The organism is Gilliamella apis (assembly GCF_030758615.1).
GTDB lineage: Bacteria > Pseudomonadota > Gammaproteobacteria > Enterobacterales > Orbaceae > Gilliamella > Gilliamella apis_A.
Genome location: NZ_CP132381.1, coordinates 268,013 through 290,845, shown reverse-complemented (window position 1 = coordinate 290,845; position 22,833 = coordinate 268,013). Strand labels below are relative to the sequence as shown.

Genomic DNA, 22,833 nt, shown 5'->3' with positions numbered 1-22,833 from the left:
CACTATTGTTATCGTACAAAATTAGAGTGACCGAAATTCTAGTTATGTACTTGTATTGTTTTATTGTAATAAAGACAATACTGATTGTGGTACTTGGTTAGCTTGTGCTAATACTGAAGTACCTGCTTGTTGTAAGATTTGACCACGAGTCATATTTGATACTTCTTCAGCATAATCTGCATCTTCAATACGGCTACGTGCTGAACTTAAGTTATTTACAGTATTATTGATGTTAGTTACGGTTGATTCAAAACGATTTTGTACCGCACCAAGCTTCACCACGTAATTCATCAATTTTTGATAATGCTTCATCGATTGTTTTTAATGGATCTGCGGTTGGCGCATCAGATACATTAAAACCAGATAAACCTAATTTATCACTGTCAATTTGTTTTAAATTGATAGCAATGATTTCACCATCATTTGCACCAACTTGAATGTTCAGTGTTTTGTCTTCTGATAATACTTTAGTACCATTGAAGTCGGTTTGTGCTGATACACGGTCGATCTCTTGTAAACGTTGATCGATTTCATTTTGGATTGATACAAGATCGCTTTCAGAGTTAGTACCGTTTGCTGCTTGAACAGTTAATTCACGAATACGTTGTACGTTATTATTGATTTCGTTTAATGCACCTTCTGTAGTTTGTGCAATTGAAATACCGTCATTGGCATTACGTGCAGCTTGAGTTAAACCACGAATACTAGAAGAAAAACGGTTAGCGATTGCTTGACCAGCGGCATCGTCTTTAGCACTGTTGATACGCATACCAGATGATAGACGCTCAATTGCAGTTCCAAGCACGCTTTGAGAATGATTAAGGTTGTTTCTTGCCATTAAAGACATAGTATTAGTATTAATTACTTGTGCCATTTTTATCTCCTTTAATATGATTAGTTAGATCAACGAGATATTGAAAAACAATTCAATATATATGCTGATGGTTTAGTTATCGGTATTAAAAAAGGAAACTTTAATATTTTTTTGAATTTTTATTTATTGAGGTTAAATAAAGCGGAATAACTAAGTTGTTTGATGAACATGATTAAAGGGCATCATAGATATTTATATGTATAGTAATCAAAGTTATGTATCGCTGAATCGACTGGTTGATAGCCTTCTTTAATAAAAATTTGTGGCAACAAAGCTTAAGCTTGTCCCAATTTAATTCATGGCAATATATTTTCTAATCAATCAATAGTAATGATATTGGAAGTTTCACTACACAATTTTAATGTTAGGCAACATAAAGGACAGCTAACAACACTATTGATTGAGATAACTAACTCATTTTTTAATAGATAAAACTGATTATCAATATTCTCATTGCCAAAACCGACTTATTTATTAGTAAAGATAAAAAACTAAAAACAGCTAAACTTTTTACGGTATTGGTCGATAAAACAAGGGATGAAAGAATTTATATTAGGATAATCAATCATGGCAATGAGTATATTAGGAATTGGTTCTGGTATTGATTTAAATGAAGTATTAGATCAATTAGAAGCCGTTGAGAAAAATCGTCTTACACCGATAAAAGCCCAACAAAAAGCAGTTAATAATAAAATAAGCGGTTTTGGTAAATTAAAAAGTGCATTATCAACATTCAACAGCGCAACAGCAAAACTGCAAAAAAAAGAGCTGTTTCAAGCGCGTTTTGCATCTGGTAATGACAACTATTTTACCACTAATGTAAATAGCAAGGCCCAATTAGGTAATTATGCAGTTAGCGTCGAACAACTTGCCACTGCACATAGTGTTGCCACGAATGCTATAAATGATAAAACATCAGCTTTAGGTAATGATAATGAAACCCGTACCCTCACAATAGAACAAGCTAATGGCCAAAAATTAAATATCACGTTAGGCAAAGATGACACATCGCTCGAATCAATAGCCAATGCAATCAATCAAGCTAAGGTGATTAATGAAGATGGTTCAACCAGTGACACAACGGTAAATGCCACTATTGTCCGTTCTGGAACTGATAGCTATCAACTGGTTATCACATCGAAAGAAACCGGTGAACAACAAGCCATTACCTCTATTTCATCCGATGATGATAAACTTAATTCACTAATTGGTTTTAATGCTAATCAAGCTGATTCATCAGCTATGAGTGAAGTAGCTAAAGCGCAAGATGCTAAATTTAGCTTTAATGGTATAACGATTAATAGCTCATCAAATACCGTTAAAGAGGTTATTCCTGGTGTCGATATCACATTAAAAGCAGTCACTACAACAGCGCAAAATTTAACCATCAGCGCTGACAATGACAAAGCTCAAGAAGCCCTTAAAGAGTGGGTTGATGCCTTTAATCAATTACAATCAACCATATCAAGCTTAACGCAATTTACCGCTGGTGATGCCAATTCAGATGAATTAAATAATAGTAATGGCCCACTGATTGGTGATTCAACTCTACGTAATATTGATCAAAGTATTCGCTCTATATTTTCTAAAGGTCAAACAGGAGAATTATCGGTATTAGCACAAATTGGTATCAATATGGATAGTAATGGCAAGCTGGTAATTAAAGAAAACGAATTAGAAAAAAACCTTAAAGAAAACAGTGAAGCAGTCGCCATTTTATTTACTGGTGATGGTGAAACAACTGGCATTGCCAACGAAGTCTTTGCCAAAGTAAGTAGCTTTATTGATAGCGACGGCATGATTGATACGGCAACTAACGGTTTAAATTCTACCTTAAAATCATTAGATAAACGCTATGACCAAGTTAATAACTCTATTGACCAAACTATCGAGCGTTATCGGGTACAATTCACAAAACTAGATATCTTAATCAATGAATTAAATGGTATGAGTAATTATCTTACCACCCAATTTGAAATGATGGCGAATTTGAAAAAATAAGGCATAACAATGTATAAAATGGGATCTCAAGCTTATAAACAAGTTAATTTAGAAACCAGCGTTAGTCAGGCTTCACCTCATCAGCTTATTGTTTTGTTATTTGATGGCGCATTAAATGCTATTCGCTTAGCTGAGTTATATATACAAAAGGGTAATATTGCTGGTAAAGGAAAAGCCATTTCTAAAGCTATCAATATCATTGATAATGGGCTTAAAAGTTGCCTTGATCTAGATCAAGGCGGTGAAATTGCTGAAAATTTAGATCAGTTATATCAATATATCAGTCAACAACTGGTTTTCGCTAATCTACATAATGATACACAAATACTGCAAACTTGTTTTGATCTGCTTAATAATATTGCCCAAGCTTGGCGTGAGATAGCATAGTTATGGATGTAGCAACATTGAATACGAGTCTAGTACTAGAACAATACGAGCAACTTAATTATGTTGTTGAGCAAATGCTAATTAATGCACAACAAGAAAATTGGGAATTATTAATTAGTTGGCAAACTAAATATCAGCAGTTAGCACGTGATATTCAACTCAAAAATGGGTTAACTACTATTGATAATATACCATTATCACAACAAGATATTCTTCAAATGTATATCAATAATATTCTTAGTTATCATGAGCAATTAAAGCAATTAATCCATCTTCGACATAATGAATTAAGCCAATTAATTGGTGAGCAGGTTGATTATCAAGCCAAAATAGATAGCTACCAAACAATCGCCAATTTAGTTTAGATTATTCACAGAGTAGTTAAAAAAAAGAATAAAAATAATTGAGGAACGGGGTTTTTTAGCTATTTTTATCTGCCAAAAACCCCACTCCGCAAACTTTTTTTGCTTAATTTTACATCGTTAATGTATACACTTTGCTTGTACTGGTGACTAGCTCACTTCGCAATAACTAAAGCATTTTTAACTTCAAAAATAATCTTATAGCGAGTATCTCGATAGTCGTTGTAATAACAATAGTGGTGAGGTTAAACCAATTTAGGATAAAAATTGGTGATTAATTAATACTATTTTTTAAACCAAAATATTATCATCTAGTCGATAAGTAACCATCCGATAAAGGTTTAAACATTCATATTCATAATTTCTTGATATGCTGCGACTAATTTATTGCGAACTTGAATACCAAATTGTAAAGAAACTGAAGACTTTTGCATGCTAACCATCACCTCATTTAATGCGATATTGGCTTCACCCATCTCAAATGCTTTGGCTTGCTGGCTAGCGTCTATTTGTGTTTGACTGATTTTATCTAATGCCATTTTTAATTCAGCCATAAAATTTTGTTCACTATGATTAATAGATTGCTTATGTGAAAAATCAAGTTGGGTTAATGTTGTGCTATTAAAGGCATCAATACTATTCATAATAAAGGTCACGGTTATTCGTCTTAATCAAGTTATAGCGTAAATTATCATAAAGATAACAATCTAAAAGCGATAACTAAAGGGTAAAGCATATGCTTTTTTAGCTATTGATTTTTTTAAATACACAGATAATAAACCCTAGAATTAATCTAGTCAGTTTAGTGTTAGGATACATATGGATAGCCAGGCAGTTGGTAACAAAGGCGAATCAATATTGAGTAAGTTACCTTTTATTAATCAATTAAAAATAAATCGTAAAATGCTACTCCTTATTGTAGGAGTAATTGTAATAGCAATTAGTAGTATTACTTACTTATGGCTTAAAGACGATAATTATGGCGTATTATTTAGTAATTTGAATGATAAGGATGGCGGTGAAATCATTAGCCAACTTGATAAGTTAAATATTCCCTACAAATTTTCATCCTCTGGCACAAATATCTTAATTCCCCAAAATCAAATTTATCATACTCGTTTACGAATAGCACAGCAGGGTTTGCCTAAAGGTGGTGCAATTGGTTTTGAACTACTCGACAAAGAAAGTTTTGGCATGAGTCAGTTTAATGAACAAATCAACTATCAACGAGCATTAGAAGGCGAACTATCGAGAACCATTGCCATTATTAGTAGTGTAGATGATGCCAGAGTGCATTTAGCGATGCCTAAACCCTCTTTATTTGTTCGAGAAAGAAAATTCCCTTCCGCCTCTGTTGCACTAACTTTATTACCAGGTCGAGCTTTATCTCAAGGTCAAATTGACGCCATCATTCATTTAATTTCGAGTAGTGTGCCAGAATTACAAGCGGATAAGGTGACGATTATTGATCAAAAAGGCAATTTATTAACCGGTGAAAGATACCGTGACAGTAACGTTAATATTGCCCAATTAGAATATAGTGAACGCATTGAAAATCTAATTCGAGAACGAGTAGAAAAAATTATTATCCCTATTTTGGGACAACAAAATGTTAAGGTACAAGTGAATGCGGATATCGATTTTAGTCGGCAAGAGTCAACATCAGAAATTTATGATCCCAATAGCGATGCCAGCAACCAAACTATTCGTAGTAAGCAACAAATTGAAAATAGCCAATTAGCATCAAGCAATATTATCGGTGGTGTGCCGGGCGCATTATCTAATCAACCGGTACCAACGCCTAGTGCACCAATTGATGGTGAGAGCGATACCAAAGATAAAGACGATAAACAAAAAATGTATCATTTACAGTCAAATAAGACATTGAACTTTGAAGTTAATCGTCAAGTTATTCATAGCAAAATCCCTGAAGGTCGTATCAAGCGTTTATCTGTCGCTGTTTTAGTTAATTATAAATTTATTTCAGCCGATGAAGTCACATCGGCAAATGAAGAAAATTCAGAACAGGAAGCCGTTGAAAAATGGGTAAAACTAGATCAAGAGGAACTCACCCATATTGAAGCGCTTGCCCGTCAAGCAATGGGGTTTTCTGACTTGCGTGGTGATTCATTAACAGTGGCTAATTTGAAATTTACCGATCAAATTGAAGATGAAAATGCCGCCATTGTCTTTTTACAAAAACATGAAGTTTTCGACATGCTGAAAGTCGCAATTAAATATCTGATTTATATTTTAATAATCTGGTTTGCATGGCGCAAAGTATTACGCTCGATATGGATTAAAATTCAAAGACAATATCTTAATACTGATAACAGATCATCTGATGGCACAATGGCTAGTGAAGATAAGCTTGATTACAAAGCACACAGTAAACTGCAACAGAAGATTTTTGAAGATAATATGCAACAACAGCAATACATCCGCAAAATTGTCGAGAAAGATCCTCGTGTAATGGCTCTGATTATACGTGGTTGGATGAACAAGAAGGACACCGAGTAATGAATTTAACTGAAGCGCAAAAAGCAGCGACAATTTTAATGATTTTAGGTGAAGAATTAGCAGCCAAAGTAATGCAATTTTTAAACCACAAAGAGGTACAAAAAATTAGTAGTGCCATGATGGGATTGCCACAATTAACTCAAGAACAACTGAAAAATATTCTTAATGAGTGTCAAAATACTCTTGATGATTGTGCAGTATTAAATACAGATACCAATGGCTATTTAAGAAAAGTTCTAGAAAAATCAATTGGTAGTGATAAAGCTAACCGATTGCTTGATGAACTATTAGATACTGATATCGAAGATACCACTGATGGTTTAAAAATGCTTAACTTTGTCGATGCTGCACGCGCGGTTGATTTAGTTAAAAAAGAACATCCACAAATTATCGCCACCATTTTAGTTCACTTAAATCGCGATTTGGCTGCTGAGATTTTAAATTTATTTGATGACCAATTACGTAATGACGTCATGCTACGTATTGCAACTTTCGGTGGCGTAGAGCCATCAGCATTAGAAGTGTTATCGACATCATTATCAACCTTACTACATGGACAAAATATTAAACTTAATAACATGGGTGGCATCCGCACCGCAGCAGAAATTATCAATCTGATGAAATCACAACAAGAAGAATTGGTTATCAATGCATTACGAGATTATGACAATGAGCTTGCTCAAAAAATCATTGATGAAATGTTCCTATTTGAAAATCTGATTGATGTCGATGATAGAAGTATCCAACGTCTACTCAAAGAGGTGGATAATGAAACCTTAATCATCGCTATGAAAGGGGCAACAGAAACGCTACGCGACAAGCTATTAGCAAATATGTCACAACGCGCTGCCTCAATATTACGAGAAGATTTAGAAAACAGACCACCAGTTCGCTTGTCGCAAGTCGAAACCGAACAGAAGAAAATTTTGGTTATTGCACGGCGCTTAGCAGAAACTGGTGAGATGATCTTAACAAGTGGTGATGATGAATATGTATAATCATACTAATAGTGTAAGTTGGAAACCATTGCATTTCCAAGATTTGGCACTTAGCGAATTATCACCATTAACCAGCCAGCAACAGCCAGAAGAGTTGGAAGAATTTGCGCCACCATTAGAGCCAGATAGCCACGATGATAAAGATGAAGACTCTTTTGATATTAATAGCCCAGCAATATTGCTAGAACTCGAAAATATTAAACAACAAGCAAGAGATGAAGCATACCAAGAAGGCTTTAATTTAGGTAAAGAAGAAGGTTTTAATATTGGCAAACAGACTGGCTATGAGCAAGGATTCACTCTCGGTCACCAAGAAGGGCTGGACACAATAGAACAACAGTTAACAGCAGAAAAATTAACTAGCATAAATGCCATCAAAAATTTAGCAATCAGCTTTCAACAATCGATTAGCCAAATTGATGAGAAAATTGTACCAAAGCTATTTGACTTAGCTTTACTTGCTGCCGAAAAAACAGTTGGTTCATTATCAAAAGTAAAACAAAAACAATTATTACATATTATAAAATCATTAATTGAACAAAATACAATTGTTAACCCACCAATTGTAGTACGAATTAATCCAACAGACTTGTTATGGCTTGAACCACAACTAAATAATGAGTTGCAACCACAGCAATGGCAGTTTATAGCCGATGCCAATATCGAATTAGGGGGTTGCAAAATATTTACCCAAACCAATGAGATCGACGCCAGTGTAACCCATCATTGGCAAATCATCTCAGATAATGTACATGGAGTTGAACATTAAGGTGGACTTTTGTAGGCAATGGATGACTAAAATTGATTGTGCGCAACAAAAATTACAGTCAATATCGTTAATCCGTCAATATGGTCGCTTAGTTAAAGCTTCGGGCTTAGTTTTAGAGGCCGTGGGTTTAAAATTACCTTTAGGTTCTAACTGCTTTGTCGAACGGCAATTAGATGGAAAAGTACAAGCTGTTGAGTGTGAAGTTATTGGTTTTAATGGTAAAACCTTATATCTGATGCCATTTGAATCAACCGATGGCATATTACTTGATGCCAGAGTATATACCTCACAATATGATTTAACTCATTTTAGCCATAAAGTTTTACCTATTGGTACGGGCTTATTAGGACGAATAGTTGATGCAATGGGCAAACCATTGGATGGCAAACCTTTACCAGAAAATATTGAATATGAAGGATTAATCAATAAATCACTAAACCCTCTGACTCGCACACCTATTCATCAAGTATTAGATGTCGGTATTCGTGCTATCAATGCATTATTAACCGTTGGCCAAGGTCAACGAATGGGGCTTTTTGCCGGTTCTGGTGTTGGTAAAAGTGTACTACTTGGCATGATGGCTAGGTATACCAAAGCTGATATTATTGTGGTTGGTCTGATTGGCGAACGAGGCAGGGAAGTAAAAGATTTTATCGAAAATATACTTGGTGAAGAAGGCTTAGCGCGTTCAGTAGTTGTCGCGGCACCAGCCGATGTATCGCCATTATTACGTCTACAAGGTGCAGCTTATGCCACAAAAATAGCCGAAAATTTTCGTGATCAAGGGTTTAATGTATTACTGATCATGGATTCACTAACCCGTTATGCCATGGCACAACGGGAAATAGCCTTAGCCATCGGTGAACCGCCGGCAACCAAAGGTTATCCACCATCAGTATTTGCAAAATTGCCAGCATTAGTTGAAAGAGCAGGTAATGATGCCAAAGGAAAAGGGGCAATTACTGCTTTTTATACTGTGTTAACCGAAGGTGACGACCAACAAGATCCTATTGCTGATTCAGCAAGGGCAATTCTTGATGGTCATATAGTGTTATCACGTTCACTAGCTGAATCGGGGCATTATCCAGCCATTGATATCGAAGCGTCAATCAGTCGTGTAATGACCGATCTTACCCCGCCAGAAAATGAAAAAAAATCACGGTTATTTAAACAATTATTTTCAAGTTTCCAGCGCAATCGGGACTTGATTAATGTTGGTGCTTACGTAGCTGGAACCGATCCATTATTAGATAAAGCTATCTCACTTTTTCCAGCTATGCAGCAATTTTTACAACAAGGAATCAATGAGTATTGTAGTTATCAAGACGCTTATCAACAATTAATCAATATTGTTGCTGCTCGCTGATAAATTAGGAAAGAATTATGGCCAATCAACATCATGGTAAATTTGCATTTATAACGTTAAAAAAGCTCGCTGAAAAAGCAGTTGATGAAAAATTGATTAAATTAAAACATGCACACGAAAATAAACGTAATGCACAATCACAACTAAATGTATTAAATGATTATTATCACGAGTACCAACAACGGCTAAATAATGCTTTATCCAGTGGCATTAAGGGATCGGAATTAAATAATTTTAATGCTTTTATTACAGCTATTGAACAAGGTATAGCGCAACAAAAAAAACTACTATTAACTTTAGATATAAAACAAAAGCAGATCACCAATGAGCTTAATCAATCACAAAAAAGCCTAAATACTTATACTACATTATTAGATAAACAACATAAAAAACTGTTACTACAACAGAGTCGTTTACAACAAAAATTAACCGATGAATTTGCTCAGCAGCAGATAGCAAGGAGAACATTGAATGAATATTAATCAGTTTAGCGATATTCCATTAATCTCATCTCAACAATTTGAATTAAACGACAACCAGTTATCTATTCTTGATGATGATTTTTTCCAAAAATTATTACAACTTACCGAAAAACAACAATGGCTAAGTGATAATAATAATCACGTTAATGCTACAAACTTAAAAGACAATGAGTTAGAGCAGAAAGAACGAATGGAAAGTGAAGAGTTGTTCATACTATTTTCTATGCCATTCAATCAGCAAGAGGATATACAGCAAAATAGGCAATCGGATGCTCAACCAAAAAATCAACCAATATATGAAACTAAACTATTATTAGAAGCTAATCCAACCATGATTGATCCAAAGTTGGATACACAATGTACTGATGATATCAAACAGCGCATCCATATTGATGAAAAAGCTGCCGAAATTATTGCCTCAATTAATCACAGTGAGCAATTAATCAACAAAACCAATCAACCAAACCATAGTCATTTATTGGCTTGGGAAAATAATCAGCCACAAACGACCAAAAATGTACATTTGATCATTAATCAAACACAGTCAACTGATACGCTGGTAAATAATCATAGCAATGATCATCATACTGATTTGGCGTCAATTTTGACAGATAAATTGTTTACTACTAATTTGGTTAATACACCATCAGAAATGGCTTTATCAATAGATCTAAATGGCCAATCATCGCTATTTAATCCACCAACCTCTACAGCAAATCCAACCACATTAAACTTAAATTTACCGATGCCCATGGATATTAGTAAGTGGCAAGCATCTTTAAATGAACAAATTTGTTTGATCAGTAGACAAGGTATTCAAAATGCCGAAATAAAATTAAATCCACAAGAACTAGGATCATTACATATTAAATTAGCCATGATTGATGACAAAATCGATCTGCACATGGCGGTTGCGCATAATATGGTTAAGGGTGTGTTAGAATCAGCTCTCCCCATGTTAAGAACCTCATTGGAACAACAAGGTATCACTTTACAACACACTAACATTAGTGATTTTTCAATGATGAATGATTCTAAACAGTCATCTTCTTATCAACAACCACAACAATTTGAAACAGAACAACTATTAGATGATATCAATCCAATTCAACAAAAAATTGATCATCATACTGAGGTTGTTCAATCAGGATTAAGTATTTTTGCCTAAATAACGGTTATGACAATGTTTATAAAATGATTGATATCTAGGCTTATCGCTGTGTTTAACGTTGATAACTTAATATTAAAAAGGTTGAATAGATAATATTTTTATTGCCTATTCTTCCGATTAATTCTTACGGCATGATTTATTATTTTGGTAATTTTTGGTTATTTAAATAGCTACAAATCTTTCGTTAATTTTCATTGAGACAATAATAAATATGCAAACCACCAATAAAAAAGTAAGAATTTTAAACCTAATACTTATTCTAATTACCTTACTCGCAATAGGTTCAGCAGCTTATTTATGGTTCGAAAATCAAGCTAAAAATACGACGCACACTCATCAAGAACCTCAAGTTTCATCACCAGTTTTTTTAACCTTAAAACCATTTACCATTACATTACCACCTTCTGAAGATAATTTAGATATCAATAAAATTCTATATGTTGGTATGGTGTTACGTGTCGAAGATGAAGATCAAAAAACGGTATTATTAGAATATTTGCCTGAAGTAAGAAGTGATGTATTGCTGTTAACCTCAAAACAATATGTCAATAATTTGAAAAAAGAATCTGGCAAACTCGAATTACAAGAGCAAATAAAAACAGCATTATCACGTCAATACGATGCCAAACATTCAGTAAAAATCGATGAAGTGTTATTCACTGATTTCATTATAAGGTAATTATCATGTTTGATAAGCTTCAATCTACTAGCGATAAAAGTGAATCTTTAGCTAAACATTCACCGAATAATGTTGCCAGTATTGAAAAAAATATTGTGCAAAATTATCAATCACAGCAAAGTAAACGGACTGAAGTAAAACCTTATGATATATCAGTTAAACATAGTTTTATCCCTGAAAGACTAACAGCATTAGAAATCATTAATGAACGCTTTGCTCGTCAATTTCGAATTGGTTTATTTAATTTATTACGTCGTAACACGGATGTTATTACCTCGCCAATTGAGCCAAAAACATTTAAAGAGTTTTCGCATATTTCGGCAACTTACCATTTAAATTTAGTTCATCTTAATCCTTTACGAGGAAGCTGCTTATTTTCTTTTTCACCAGAACTGGTATTTATTGTTGTTGATACGCTTTTTGGCGGTGATGGACATACCTCCAATATGGAAAAGGAAGGACGTGAATTTACTCATACCGAACAAGAAATTATTAGACGAGTATTAGATCTTGCTTTAACTACATATCAAAATTCATGGATTGACGTATACAGTATTGAAACTGAATATATTCGTTCTGAAGTTGAGAGTAAATTTACCAATATCACCAGTTCTCCCGATGATGTTGTGTTAACGTCCACCTTTTTAATTGAAATTGGAAGCTTTAAAGCAACTTTCTGCATATGCATTCCATATACAATGGTTGAACCTATCAAAGAGCTATTAATTAAACCACCGATCGAAAGTCAAACCCATCAAGATGATAATGTCTGGATGAGTTCCCTCACTAGCGGTATTAAACAATCAACGGTTGAGTTAGTCGCTAATTTTACAAATATTCAAACAACTGTTGCCAAATTATTAGCATTAAAAGTAAACGACATTTTAGATATTGAAAAACCAACCAGCCTAGATGCCACTATTGGTGGCGTACCGGTTTTAAAAGGCCAATATGGTAGTGTAAATAAACAATATGCAATTCAAGTAGAGCAAATAAGCAACCCTGTATTAGAACAATTGAATGAAGGAGTGTTCAATGAGTGATATGCCAAATAACAGTGATGATAGCCAAGCAACTAACTTAACTGATGAAGAATCGGTAACGACAGAAGCTATTTTTGAAACCCTTTCTCCCCAACCATCAAATGTAAAAGAACAAGATATTAATCTTATTTTAGATATTCCGGTTAATTTAAGTGTTGAACTTGGCCGCACCAAAATGGCCATTAAAGATCTATTAAATTTAACTCAAGGCTCAGTTATCGCCTTAGATGGTTTAGCTGGTGAGCCATTAGATATTTTAATTAACGGTTACTTAATTGCGCAAGGCGAGATCGTGGTGGTGGGTGACAATTATGGTGTACGAATTACCGATATTATTACCCCATCAGAACGGGTACGTAGATTAAGTCGTTAATAAACATTAATGAGATAACCATGAGCGAATCAACTATCAACTCCGGTATACAAAACTTTTCGTCTATTCCTGCTGAATCAAGTTTATATAGCCAAATAGGAATAGCCTTTTTTAGTGTCATCACCATTATTTTCGTTTTAATCTGGCTAATAAAACGGTTAGGTTGGCAAAAATCTACTAAGCAATTCATTGATGTTAAAGCAACTTACAATATAAATGCCAAAGATCGCATTATGCTGGTTTATGTTGATCATCAATTACTGGTGGTCGGGGTTACAGCACAACAAATGACTTTACTCCATACTATCAATGAACAACGTACTGAAATGTTATTCGCAGAGCCAGCTGACGTTGAACAACAGTCAAAAAATAATCTGTTCAATCAGATATTAAGATCTGTGTTAAACAGTAAAAAGGTGTGATTAATTGTGCGGTTAAAACTTGTTATTTTATTTAGCTTATTGCTGGCCAGCCAATATAGTTATGCTGAATTATCACCGTTAACAATTGTTACTCAAACCTCACTACCAGAAGGGCAAACTTGGTCATTACCAGTTGAAACTTTAGTTTTTTTAACCCTACTAACTTTTATCCCAATTATATTACTATTAATGACGAGTTTTACTCGTATCATTATTGTGTTAGGACTATTACGTAGTGCACTTGGTACCCAATCCGCACCGCCTAATCAATTAATTTTAGGTATTGCACTATTTATGACATTTTTTATTATGTCACCAACATTGGATAAAATATATCAAGATGCTTATATTCCCTATTCACAACAACAAATCACTATGCAACAAAGTTTGACGGAGGCAAGCAAACCACTGCGTGAATTTATGTTGAGTCAAACTCGTGAAAGTGATTTAACACTATTTGTTAATATGTCCCATACTGGTGATATTCAAACGCGTGAAGATATCCCGCTACGAGTTTTAGTCCCCGCTTTTGTGGTTAGTGAACTTAAAACCGCTTTTCAAATTGGCTTTACTCTGTTTATTCCTTTTTTAGTCATTGATTTAGTTGTTGCCAGTACATTAATGGCATTAGGGATGATGATGGTACCACCAGCAACAGTATCACTACCTTTTAAAATTATGTTGTTTGTATTAGCTGATGGCTGGCATTTATTGTTAGGTTCATTAGCACAAAGCTTTTTCAGTTAACAACAACAGTATAAGGGATTATATGCCTTCTGAATATATTAGCCATTTTGCCATTCAAGCAATTAAAGTTGCCGCATCACTTGCAGGTCCTTTACTACTCGCAGCATTAGTCACTGGGCTAATTATCAGTTTGTTACAAGCTGCAACCCAAATTAATGAAATGACCTTATCTTTTATTCCTAAGATTTTAGCGGTGGTGTTAGTATTAATCATTTTAGGCCCCTCAATGCTGACGACTATGATCGATTATATCCGTCTGGTTATTACTGATATTCCTAACTTAACTAGTTAACCTTAATGGACGCCGCGATTCACGATCTGTTTAATATTGATTTTTTTGCTTGGGTTCGATCAAGTTTTCTGCCTTTTACCCGTATTTTAGCGCTAATTATGGTCGCACCTATTGTCGGTGAAAAAGAGGTGCCAAATCGGTTAAAGATTGGTTTAGCAATGCTGATCGTCATTTTATTACCTTTACCAAAGTTAGACGACAACCTTACCCTTTATTCATTACTCGGTATCTGGGTTATTGCCCAGCAAATCATGATTGGCATCATAATCGGTTTTACCGTACAACTTACTTTTTTAACGGTAAGATTTGCAGGTGAATTAATTGGTATGCAAATGGGATTAGGCATGGCAACCTTTTATGATCCTATTGGTGGGCCATCTACTTCTGTACTGTCACGTTTAATTAACATTATTGCCTTGTTGATATTTCTCAGCTTAGATGGACATCTATGGTTACTATATGGGTTAGCTAACAGCTTTGAGATTATTCCTATTAGCGTTTCACCTTTAAAGGCCAACGGTCACTTAGCCTTAATCGAAACAACCGGTCTATTATTTAGTAATGGCGTTATGTTGGCATTACCATTAATGACGTTATTGCTGATTATTAATTTGTCATTAGGGCTATTAAATAGAATTACCCCTCAGTTATCAATTTTTGTAGTTGGCTATCCACTCACCTTATTATGTGGCTTAATGATGTTAAGTTATTTATTTTCCACCTTGCCTTCATTTGTTGAATTTATTTTAGAACAGATATTTTCAACCACTTCGCAAATTTTAATCTATCTTGCAACCACCAATAATTAAGCCAATTAAGCTTAATAAAATTCAGGGGTATTTTTTAACAAAAAATTTTGAGGAACGGGGTTTTTTAGCCTTAACATTAAAGGTTATTAACCATGTATATAACTAATAGTTGCTTATACGAGATAATAAAAAACCGCTGTGTAGCTTTGCGTTACACAACGGTTCAAGTTAATTATAAATTAAAAATTAATTAAATAATTTATGGAATTGTAAGCTTATCCAATCCCAAATATTACCAAAGAAGCCTGCTTCTTCAACATTTTCAAGGGCAACTAAAGGTTGTTCGTTGATCACTTTATCATCTAATAAAAATTGAATTTTACCAACCGCAGCACCTTTGGTAATTGGCGCATAGATGTAATCATCAATGGTGTATTGTACTTTAACATCAGCTGAACGGCCTTTTGGCACAGTAATATAAGCACCATTAATAGTCCCTAAATTTACTTTGTTTTGATCGCCATACCAAACTGACTCTGTCACTAATGGCGCATTAGGCTTAACTGGATTAGCCGTTTCAAAGAATCGGAATCCCCAAGTGAGTAATTTTTTACTCTCTTCTTCACGACCTTTAAAGGTTCGGCCACCAAGCACGGCTGAAATTAAACGGGTATTACCATCAACTGCTGATGCAACAAGGTTATAACCAGCAGCATTCGTATGACCAGTTTTAATACCATCTACATTTAAAGTTGTATCCCAAAGTAAACCATTACGATTTAATTGTGGTTTAGACAAGTTATAGGTGAACTCTTTTTCTTTATAGATAGCATATTCAGTTGGTAAGTCACGAATCAAAGCTTGACCTAATAGTGCCATATCTTTAGCTGTTGTATACTGTCCTGGCGCATCAAGACCATGTACCGTTTCAAAATGGGTATGTTGCAAACCTATTTTTTTTGCATATTCATTCATTAAATTAACGAAAGCACCTTGACTACCAGCAACATGTTCAGCCATAGCGATACATGCATCATTACCCGATTGAATAATGATACCTTTATTCAAATCGGCAACCGAAACAGTTTTACCGACCTCTAAAAACATCAATGATGAGCCTTTTAAAACCGGATTACCGGTTGCCCATGCATCTTTACTCACCAGTACCATATCATCATTTTTAATACGGCCTGATTCTAATGCTTGACCAACAACATAACTTGTCATCATTTTAGTTAAGCTTGCTGGATCGCGTTGTTGTTCAGCATTATATTGCGCTAGGATTTCGCCAGATTTGGCATCGATTAAAATATAGGCTTCTGCATCTAATTGAGGGATAGCTGGAATAGGAAAAGCCATCTCTGCAGAGGCAGAAGAACATATTGCAAGCGCCAATAAGCCAAAAGATAATTTTAATTTCTTTTTCATTTATAAAAATTCCGTTAAATGTTTTTAGATAACATGTATCGATGAGTGTGAATAGACATCATAATGCCAAAACTTGCCATTAAAACGACCAGAGAAGAGCCACCATAACTTATTAGAGGTAATGGTACACCAACTACTGGTAAGATTCCACTGACCATACCGATATTAATAAATACATAGACAAAAAATACCAAAATCAAACCACCAGACAGTATTCGTCCAAACGTCGTTTGTGCCTGAGCAGCAATAATTAATCCACGTATAATTAAGCATAAAAACAAGACTAACAAAACAATAGAGCCAATAAAGCCAAACTCTTCAGCGATAACTGAAAAGATAAAGTCAGTATGTCTTTCCGGTAAAAATTCTAGCTGAGATTGCGTACCTTCAAGCCAACCTTTACCCCATATTCCCCCCGATCCTATCGCGGTTTTCGATTGCAAGATATGATAGCCAGCACCATTAGGATCACGCTCAGGATTAAATAATGTTAATACTCGTTCACGTTGATAATCATGCATTAAATAAAACCACATAATCGGTAAAAATATGGCTATCAATATCAAAGCAACAAGAATAAATCGCCAGTTAATCCCAGCTAAAAATATAATAAAAATACCCGACATAATAATTAAAATAGCCGTTCCTAAATCGGGTTGCATTGCTACTAATAAGGTAGGTACACCAATAATAGCTAAAGTTTGCAAAGTTGTTTTAAGCGGTGGTGGGCAGCCGTCACGATGAATAAACTTAGCTACCATTAATGGTACAGCAATTTTAGCAATTTCTGACGGTTGAAAACGAATGACGCCTAAATCTAACCAACGTTGAGCACCTTTACTGGTATAACCGAAAATATCAACTAATAGTAATATAATAATACAGGCAATATAGAGATAAGGTGCCCACTGTTCATAGCTTCGCGGTGAAATTTGGGCAAAAACAATCATCACAAAAAAACCAAGAATTATTTGGATAATTCGTTTTTGCATCATATCTACATTTTGGCCACTAGCACTCCATAAAATATAAAGGCTATAACCAAGTAGTAAGGTTATAAATAAGCAAAAAAGGGGATCGATATGTATCTTTTGCCAAAAAGATTTCTTAATATTGTTCATAATTAATCTTCATGTCCTGTCGTCGATGATGATGCATCATCTAATTCTGTTGAGTTATCACCCTCAAGATAATAATCCAATATTTTACGGGCTACTGCACCACCATTGGAGCTACCACCGCCACCATTTTCAAGGACTATAGCTAGCGCTATTTTCGGTTTATCATAAGGTGCATAAGCGATAAATAAGGCATGGTCACGTAAATGTTCGGGTATTTTATGGGCATTATAAGTTTCGTTTTCTTTTAAACCATAAACTTGAGCGGTACCTGACTTACCTGCCGCTTGATATTTAGCACCAGCATAAACTTTACGTGCAGTACCTCGAGCACCAAACATAACTCGATGCATACCTTCTTTAGCTAATGCCCAATAGCCTGGATTAACATCAACTAGGCTATTAGGTTCAACATATTTTTCGGGATCAATAGTTGGCTGATTCTGATTAGTATTAATAATGTCACTTTTTTTATAGAGTAAAAAGTGCGGCGTAAAAGTTTTACCGTTATTAATTAATGTGGTTAATGCTTTAGCCATTTGCATAGGTGTGGCAGTCCAATAACCTTGACCTATACCAACCGGAATGGTGTCACCTTGTAACCAAGATTTTTTATGGCGCTTCAATTTCCATTCGCGACTTGGCATAACCGCACGAGTCTCTTCATTAGCCGAAATATCGATACCAGTACGCTCACCATAACCAAACTTAGTCATCCATAAATTTAGGCGATCAATACCCATATCATAAGCAACTTGGTAAAAATAGGTATCTACCGATTCTTCAATTGCTCGTAATACATCAACATGGCCGTGCCCCCATTTTAGCCAATCTCGATAGCGTCTTTCAGTACCGGGTAATTGCCACCAGCCAGGATCATTAACCACACTTTTTGGTGAAACGACTCCTTCACTTAAAGCGGCTATCGAAATAAATGGTTTTACCGTTGAAGCAGGAGGATAAGCACCAAGTAAAGCTCGGTTAAATAGTGGTTTACTTGGATCATTAAGTAACTCACTATATTTTTTACTGGAAATACCACCAACAAAATCATTTGAGTCATAACTAGGGCTAGACACCATTGCTAATACTTCACCATTATTGGGATCAATAGCAACAACTGATGCTTTTCGTCCAGTAAGTAGTGATTCAATATAGAGTTGTAATTTAAGGTTGATGGATAAATAGATATCTTCACCAGCTTGTGGCGGATGTTGTTCAAGTAAGCGAACAATACGACCTCGGCTATTTACTTCAACTTTTTCATTACCAGCCGTACCATGTAAGACATCTTCGTAATACCGTTCAATCCCCATTTTACCAATATTGAAAGTAGCCACATAATCGCTGGCTTTATTTTCTTCTTCTAAACGTTGTTTATCTTGAGTATTTATTTTAGAGATATAGCCAAGAATATGGGTAAGTGAAGCGCCATATGGATAATATCGATGTTGAATTTTAACAATCGACACAAATGGAAAACGATGCTGATCAACAATAAAACGTGCTATTTGTTTTTCGGTTAGATTTTCTTTTAGTGGCACAGGTCGATGAGCCCGATAATTACGGCGTTCCTTTTGGAAATTCTCAATATCTTCATCAGTTAAATCAACAATCATTTTTAACTGTTCAAACTGTTCGTTAAGGTTTTTGGTTTTATCAGGAACAATATTAAGTTGATAGGTAATATTATTTATCGCCAATGGCGTACCATTACGATCATAAATCATACCGCGACTAGGAGGAATAGGGATAATTTCAATACGATTGTTGTTTGATTTAGTACTGTAATAACTAAAGTTTGAAATTTGTAGATCAGCTAAATTGGCTAATAACACAAAAATTAATAGAATAATTACCACAAATGCAAACAACGCCCTACGCAAAAATAAGTTTGTTTCTGCTGAGTGATCGCGAATATTGCCCTTTTTTGTTTTACCTGAAATAGAGATAATATAGCTCCTCTAAATTCTGTTTATGACTGTTGTTGCTTGTGTTCTTGTTGTTCCCATTTTTCATAAGCATTAACAATTCTAGCTACGACAGGATGGCGAACTACATCTTCACTCTTGAAAAAATTAAAACTAATATCATCAACTTCGCTTAATACTTCGATGGCATGGCGTAATCCTGATTTTTGGTGACGAGGTAAATCAATTTGCGTAATATCACCAGTGATGACCGCTTTAGAATTAAAACCAATACGCGTTAAAAACATCTTCATTTGCTCAATTGTGGTATTTTGGCTTTCATCAAGAATAATAAAGGCATCATTAAGAGTACGCCCACGCATATAGGCTAATGGAGCAACTTCAATAACACTTTTTTCGATTAGTTTTTCAACTTTTTCAAAACCAAGCATTTCAAACAATGCATCATAAAGTGGACGTAAATAAGGATCGACTTTTTGACTTAAATCACCAGGTAAAAAACCTAGTTTTTCGCCGGCTTCAACCGCAGGGCGAGTTAAAACGATACGTCTAATTTGCTGTTTTTCTAGTGCATCAACCGCTGCGGCTACCGCTAAATAGGTTTTTCCGGTACCAGCCGGACCAATACCAAAAGAAATATCATAATCTAATACATGAGCAATATATTGAGCCTGATTAGGTGTACGTGGTTTTATTACTCCACGTTTGGTTTTTATCATGACTTGCTTACTACCATGCAGATCAACATACGCAGGAAGATGCTCTTTAGCTTTTTCTAATGCACCAGATTCTTTAATAGCTAAATGTATCTGCTCTGGCTCAATATCGATAATATTATCTTTTTGTTTAGTTTGCTTATAAAGCAATTGTAATATTTCTGATGCAGCTTTTACACAAATGGTATCACCAGTGATGGCAAAGAGATTACCACGGTGATTTATTTCAATCCCTAAACGACGTTCAAGTTGTTTAATATTGTCATCATAAGGACCACAAAGACTATTAAGTCGCTGATTATCTGCTGGCTCTAGCACGGTTTCATGGGTCGTAATATTCAATGATAAGTCCTCTAATTATTCAGGTTAATGATCAAATACGCTCTTCACATAAAGAACATTTTTCAACACCTTTTAAAAAATCCATATGGCAATGATGACAAGTCACTATGTTGTCACCAACTACATTATTCACAGCACTAGTTGCTTGATTATTATCGAGCCCTTGGCTTTTCAACTTATTGATAACCATCGTGATAGGTGTACCACTTTTTAACTCTTGCTCGACATAAGATGCTACTTGCTGTTCAAATGTAGGTGGAATATAAGTTAAAACATTTTCATTAAAATCAGAATTACAGTGTTGGCATTTAATATATCGACCTAAAGTTTGAAAACTAAAAATAGGAATAAAAAATAGCGTAAAATATTTGGCTACCTTTATTTGCGTATACTGATGTTGTTTTTTATCACCAGCAATATTTTGCTGTGCACAACAGTTCGGGCAATTAAATGGTCCTGTATGTTCATTAACTTCACGTCCTTTTGTACCAAATATAATAAACACTTAATATTCCTTATTTATAAATTACCATCTTTATTATTAATTAAATTACACCACTATTTGTATAATTATGGTTGATAAATACCAACGCCTAAATTATTTTCTTTACGAGTTCGGGAAATAACTGATATTGGTGATTCACTAACCCGTAGATCCATCTGATCTTCAGTTCTCACTACTTTACCACGCAATGAGTTAGGATAAACATCGGTAATTTCAACATCAACAAATTTACCAATCATATCTGGATGTCCAGCAAAATTAACAATTCGATTGTTTTCAGTTCGGCCGGTTAATTCCATAAGATCCTTTTTAGATGGACCTTCAACTAAAATACGTTGTACGGTATTTAACATGCGACGACTAAATTGCATAGCTTGTTGATTGATTCGCTCTTGAAGAATATAGAGCCGTTGTTTTTTCTCTTCTTCAGAAACATTATCTTCCATTTCTGCAGCAGGCGTACCTGGACGAGCTGAATAGACAAAACTATAACTTAAGTCAAAATTAACATCAGCGATTAATTTCATAGTTTGTTCAAAATCTTCTTGAGTTTCACCAGGGAAACCAACAATAAAATCAGAACTGATTTGAATATCTGGGCGAACTTTACGTAATTTACGAATAATTGATTTATATTCAATTGCAGTATGAGTTCGTTTCATCAAATTCAATACGCGATCAGAACCACTTTGTACAGGTAAATGTAAAAAATTAACCAGTTCAGGCGTATCACGATAAACATCGATAATGTCATCTGTAAATTCAATTGGATGGCTAGTGGTAAAACGAATACGATCAATACCATCAATAGCAGCAACTAAACGTAATAATTCAGCAAAAGAACAGATATCACCATCAAAGGTTGGTCCGCGATAGGCATTTACGTTTTGCCCTAATAAATTCACTTCACGAACACCTTGTTCTGCTAACTGAGCAATTTCATAAATTACATCATCACAAGGTCTACTTACCTCTTCACCACGAGTGTAAGGTACCACACAATAAGTACAGTATTTGTTACATCCTTCCATTATGGATACAAATGCCGTTGGGCCTTCACTACGTGGTTCAGGTAGACGGTCAAATTTTTCAATTTCAGGAAAACTAACATCAACAACATGCTGACCATTACCACTGCGGATCTGTTCAATCATATCTGGCAAACGGTGAAAAGTTTGTGGTCCAAAAATAATATCAACAAAAGGCGCTCGTTTACGAATATGGGCACCTTCTTGTGACGCTACACAACCACCAACACCAATAATAATATTAGGATTATGTTGTTTTAAATTTTTCCAACGACCTAGTTGGTGAAAAACTTTTTCTTGGGCTTTTTCTCGAATAGAACAGGTATTTAATAATAAAATATCTGCTTCTTCGGCATTTTCTGTTAAGGTTAAACCATGGGTGGATTCAAGGAGATCTGCCATTTTAGTTGAATCATATTCGTTCATTTGACAGCCCCAAGTTTTGATATGTAATTTTTTGCTCATCAATAACTCAGCTATATTTAATTGTTAAAATGAAAACGGGTTTAAATCCGCGATTTTAGCGAGCC

General features: G+C 34.8%; 24 protein-coding genes and 1 pseudogene. 16 read left to right on the top strand and 9 right to left on the bottom strand.

Features of this window, described 5'->3' with window-relative positions; translation table 11 throughout:
- Positions 1-60: 60 nt before the first annotated feature.
- Complete coding sequence (locus RAM17_RS12660; RefSeq protein WP_306240495.1) at positions 61-279, bottom strand: flagellin; 219 nt, start codon at positions 277-279, stop codon at positions 61-63.
- A 61-nt stretch (positions 280-340) separates the two neighbouring features.
- A pseudogene (locus tag RAM17_RS01405) lies at positions 341-874 on the bottom strand (flagellin N-terminal helical domain-containing protein); the annotation flags it as partial.
- Positions 875-1,441: 567 nt separating this feature from the next.
- Between RAM17_RS01405 and fliD the strand changes: the two are divergent.
- From fliD to fliT, 3 genes are read left to right on the top strand one after another with little or no spacing between them, the layout of a single operon-like run.
- Positions 1,442-2,875, top strand: coding sequence for a flagellar filament capping protein FliD (gene fliD / locus RAM17_RS01400; RefSeq protein WP_110448824.1), 1,434 nt, complete (start codon positions 1,442-1,444; stop codon positions 2,873-2,875).
- Positions 2,876-2,884: 9 nt separating this feature from the next.
- A complete protein-coding gene (gene fliS, locus RAM17_RS01395; RefSeq protein ID WP_034900965.1) occupies positions 2,885-3,262 on the top strand; it encodes a flagellar export chaperone FliS in 378 nt (125 codons plus the stop codon).
- Positions 3,263-3,279: 17 nt separating this feature from the next.
- On the top strand, positions 3,280-3,627 hold the full coding sequence (gene fliT, locus RAM17_RS01390; protein ID WP_181414715.1) for a flagellar protein FliT: 348 nt from the start codon (positions 3,280-3,282) through the stop codon (positions 3,625-3,627).
- A 338-nt stretch (positions 3,628-3,965) separates the two neighbouring features.
- Here the strand turns inward: fliT and fliE are convergent, their stop codons facing one another.
- A complete protein-coding gene (fliE, locus tag RAM17_RS01385; protein ID WP_034900954.1) occupies positions 3,966-4,268 on the bottom strand; it encodes a flagellar hook-basal body complex protein FliE in 303 nt (100 codons plus the stop codon).
- A 175-nt stretch (positions 4,269-4,443) separates the two neighbouring features.
- On the opposite strand from fliE, the gene fliF reads away from it, so the two are divergent.
- From fliF to fliR, 13 genes are all read left to right on the top strand, one after another.
- Complete coding sequence (gene fliF, locus RAM17_RS01380) at positions 4,444-6,144, top strand: flagellar basal-body MS-ring/collar protein FliF (protein WP_110448826.1); 1,701 nt, start codon at positions 4,444-4,446, stop codon at positions 6,142-6,144.
- A complete protein-coding gene (gene fliG, locus RAM17_RS01375; RefSeq protein ID WP_086358416.1) occupies positions 6,144-7,142 on the top strand; it encodes a flagellar motor switch protein FliG in 999 nt (332 codons plus the stop codon). The genes fliF and fliG overlap by 1 nt, the downstream gene beginning before the upstream one ends.
- Complete coding sequence (locus tag RAM17_RS01370) at positions 7,135-7,911, top strand: flagellar assembly protein FliH (RefSeq protein ID WP_181414716.1); 777 nt, start codon at positions 7,135-7,137, stop codon at positions 7,909-7,911. The genes fliG and RAM17_RS01370 overlap by 8 nt, the downstream gene beginning before the upstream one ends.
- A gap of 22 nt (positions 7,912-7,933) precedes the next feature.
- Positions 7,934-9,277, top strand: a complete 1,344-nt coding sequence (gene fliI, locus RAM17_RS01365; protein WP_258334385.1) for a flagellar protein export ATPase FliI — start codon at positions 7,934-7,936, stop codon at positions 9,275-9,277.
- A 17-nt stretch (positions 9,278-9,294) separates the two neighbouring features.
- Complete coding sequence (fliJ, locus tag RAM17_RS01360; RefSeq protein WP_110448829.1) at positions 9,295-9,759, top strand: flagellar export protein FliJ; 465 nt, start codon at positions 9,295-9,297, stop codon at positions 9,757-9,759.
- A complete protein-coding gene (locus tag RAM17_RS01355) occupies positions 9,749-10,927 on the top strand; it encodes a flagellar hook-length control protein FliK (protein WP_110448830.1) in 1,179 nt (392 codons plus the stop codon). The genes fliJ and RAM17_RS01355 overlap by 11 nt, the downstream gene beginning before the upstream one ends.
- A gap of 214 nt (positions 10,928-11,141) precedes the next feature.
- A complete protein-coding gene (locus RAM17_RS01350; RefSeq protein WP_034900941.1) occupies positions 11,142-11,609 on the top strand; it encodes a flagellar basal body-associated FliL family protein in 468 nt (155 codons plus the stop codon).
- 5 nt (positions 11,610-11,614) lie between these two features.
- Positions 11,615-12,652 carry a flagellar motor switch protein FliM gene (gene fliM, locus RAM17_RS01345; RefSeq protein WP_110448831.1) on the top strand — a complete coding sequence of 346 codons (1,038 nt, stop codon included), beginning with the start codon at positions 11,615-11,617 and terminating at the stop codon, positions 12,650-12,652.
- Positions 12,645-13,025, top strand: a complete 381-nt coding sequence (fliN, locus tag RAM17_RS01340; protein ID WP_034900937.1) for a flagellar motor switch protein FliN — start codon at positions 12,645-12,647, stop codon at positions 13,023-13,025. The genes fliM and fliN overlap by 8 nt, the downstream gene beginning before the upstream one ends.
- 20 nt (positions 13,026-13,045) lie before the next feature.
- Positions 13,046-13,447 (top strand): FliO/MopB family protein, encoded by a 402-nt coding sequence (locus tag RAM17_RS01335; RefSeq protein WP_110448832.1) that lies wholly within the window; start codon positions 13,046-13,048, stop codon positions 13,445-13,447.
- A gap of 6 nt (positions 13,448-13,453) precedes the next feature.
- A complete protein-coding gene (fliP, locus tag RAM17_RS01330; protein WP_110448833.1) occupies positions 13,454-14,194 on the top strand; it encodes a flagellar type III secretion system pore protein FliP in 741 nt (246 codons plus the stop codon).
- 22 nt (positions 14,195-14,216) lie between these two features.
- Positions 14,217-14,486, top strand: coding sequence for a flagellar biosynthesis protein FliQ (gene fliQ, locus RAM17_RS01325; RefSeq protein ID WP_034900933.1), 270 nt, complete (start codon positions 14,217-14,219; stop codon positions 14,484-14,486).
- A 5-nt stretch (positions 14,487-14,491) separates the two neighbouring features.
- Positions 14,492-15,295, top strand: coding sequence for a flagellar biosynthetic protein FliR (fliR, locus tag RAM17_RS01320; RefSeq protein ID WP_110448834.1), 804 nt, complete (start codon positions 14,492-14,494; stop codon positions 15,293-15,295).
- A gap of 186 nt (positions 15,296-15,481) precedes the next feature.
- On the opposite strand, the gene RAM17_RS01315 is transcribed toward fliR, so the two are convergent.
- From RAM17_RS01315 to miaB, 6 genes are all read right to left on the bottom strand, one after another.
- Positions 15,482-16,663 (bottom strand): serine hydrolase, encoded by a 1,182-nt coding sequence (locus RAM17_RS01315; RefSeq protein WP_110448835.1) that lies wholly within the window; start codon positions 16,661-16,663, stop codon positions 15,482-15,484.
- A gap of 14 nt (positions 16,664-16,677) precedes the next feature.
- Complete coding sequence (gene mrdB / locus RAM17_RS01310) at positions 16,678-17,784, bottom strand: peptidoglycan glycosyltransferase MrdB (protein ID WP_110448836.1); 1,107 nt, start codon at positions 17,782-17,784, stop codon at positions 16,678-16,680.
- 2 nt (positions 17,785-17,786) lie between these two features.
- Complete coding sequence (gene mrdA, locus RAM17_RS01305; protein WP_110448837.1) at positions 17,787-19,727, bottom strand: penicillin-binding protein 2; 1,941 nt, start codon at positions 19,725-19,727, stop codon at positions 17,787-17,789.
- Between the two features lie 29 nt (positions 19,728-19,756).
- On the bottom strand, positions 19,757-20,770 hold the full coding sequence (locus RAM17_RS01300; RefSeq protein ID WP_110448838.1) for a PhoH family protein: 1,014 nt from the start codon (positions 20,768-20,770) through the stop codon (positions 19,757-19,759).
- 31 nt (positions 20,771-20,801) lie between these two features.
- Positions 20,802-21,275, bottom strand: coding sequence for a hypothetical protein (locus tag RAM17_RS01295; protein WP_110448839.1), 474 nt, complete (start codon positions 21,273-21,275; stop codon positions 20,802-20,804).
- A gap of 65 nt (positions 21,276-21,340) precedes the next feature.
- On the bottom strand, positions 21,341-22,768 hold the full coding sequence (gene miaB, locus RAM17_RS01290) for a tRNA (N6-isopentenyl adenosine(37)-C2)-methylthiotransferase MiaB (protein ID WP_110448840.1): 1,428 nt from the start codon (positions 22,766-22,768) through the stop codon (positions 21,341-21,343).
- Between the last annotated feature and the right edge of the window lie 65 nt (positions 22,769-22,833).

Excerpts from the sequence above, each read along its gene's own strand:
- fliD (WP_110448824.1), top strand. The coding sequence starts at position 1,442 with ATGGCAATGAGTATATTAGGAATTGGTTCTGGTATTGATTTAAATGAA.
- fliS (WP_034900965.1), top strand. The coding sequence starts at position 2,885 with ATGTATAAAATGGGATCTCAAGCTTATAAACAAGTTAATTTAGAAACC.
- fliE (WP_034900954.1), bottom strand. The coding sequence starts at position 4,268 with ATGAATAGTATTGATGCCTTTAATAGCACAACATTAACCCAACTTGAT.
- fliF (WP_110448826.1), top strand. The coding sequence starts at position 4,444 with ATGGATAGCCAGGCAGTTGGTAACAAAGGCGAATCAATATTGAGTAAG.
- fliG (WP_086358416.1), top strand. The coding sequence starts at position 6,144 with ATGAATTTAACTGAAGCGCAAAAAGCAGCGACAATTTTAATGATTTTA.
- RAM17_RS01370 (WP_181414716.1), top strand. The coding sequence starts at position 7,135 with ATGTATAATCATACTAATAGTGTAAGTTGGAAACCATTGCATTTCCAA.
- fliI (WP_258334385.1), top strand. The coding sequence starts at position 7,934 with ATGACTAAAATTGATTGTGCGCAACAAAAATTACAGTCAATATCGTTA.
- fliJ (WP_110448829.1), top strand. The coding sequence starts at position 9,295 with ATGGCCAATCAACATCATGGTAAATTTGCATTTATAACGTTAAAAAAG.
- RAM17_RS01355 (WP_110448830.1), top strand. The coding sequence starts at position 9,749 with ATGAATATTAATCAGTTTAGCGATATTCCATTAATCTCATCTCAACAA.
- RAM17_RS01350 (WP_034900941.1), top strand. The coding sequence starts at position 11,142 with ATGCAAACCACCAATAAAAAAGTAAGAATTTTAAACCTAATACTTATT.
- fliM (WP_110448831.1), top strand. The coding sequence starts at position 11,615 with ATGTTTGATAAGCTTCAATCTACTAGCGATAAAAGTGAATCTTTAGCT.
- fliN (WP_034900937.1), top strand. The coding sequence starts at position 12,645 with ATGAGTGATATGCCAAATAACAGTGATGATAGCCAAGCAACTAACTTA.
- RAM17_RS01335 (WP_110448832.1), top strand. The coding sequence starts at position 13,046 with ATGAGCGAATCAACTATCAACTCCGGTATACAAAACTTTTCGTCTATT.
- fliQ (WP_034900933.1), top strand. The coding sequence starts at position 14,217 with ATGCCTTCTGAATATATTAGCCATTTTGCCATTCAAGCAATTAAAGTT.
- fliR (WP_110448834.1), top strand. The coding sequence starts at position 14,492 with ATGGACGCCGCGATTCACGATCTGTTTAATATTGATTTTTTTGCTTGG.
- RAM17_RS01315 (WP_110448835.1), bottom strand. The coding sequence starts at position 16,663 with ATGAAAAAGAAATTAAAATTATCTTTTGGCTTATTGGCGCTTGCAATA.
- mrdB (WP_110448836.1), bottom strand. The coding sequence starts at position 17,784 with ATGAACAATATTAAGAAATCTTTTTGGCAAAAGATACATATCGATCCC.
- miaB (WP_110448840.1), bottom strand. The coding sequence starts at position 22,768 with ATGAGCAAAAAATTACATATCAAAACTTGGGGCTGTCAAATGAACGAA.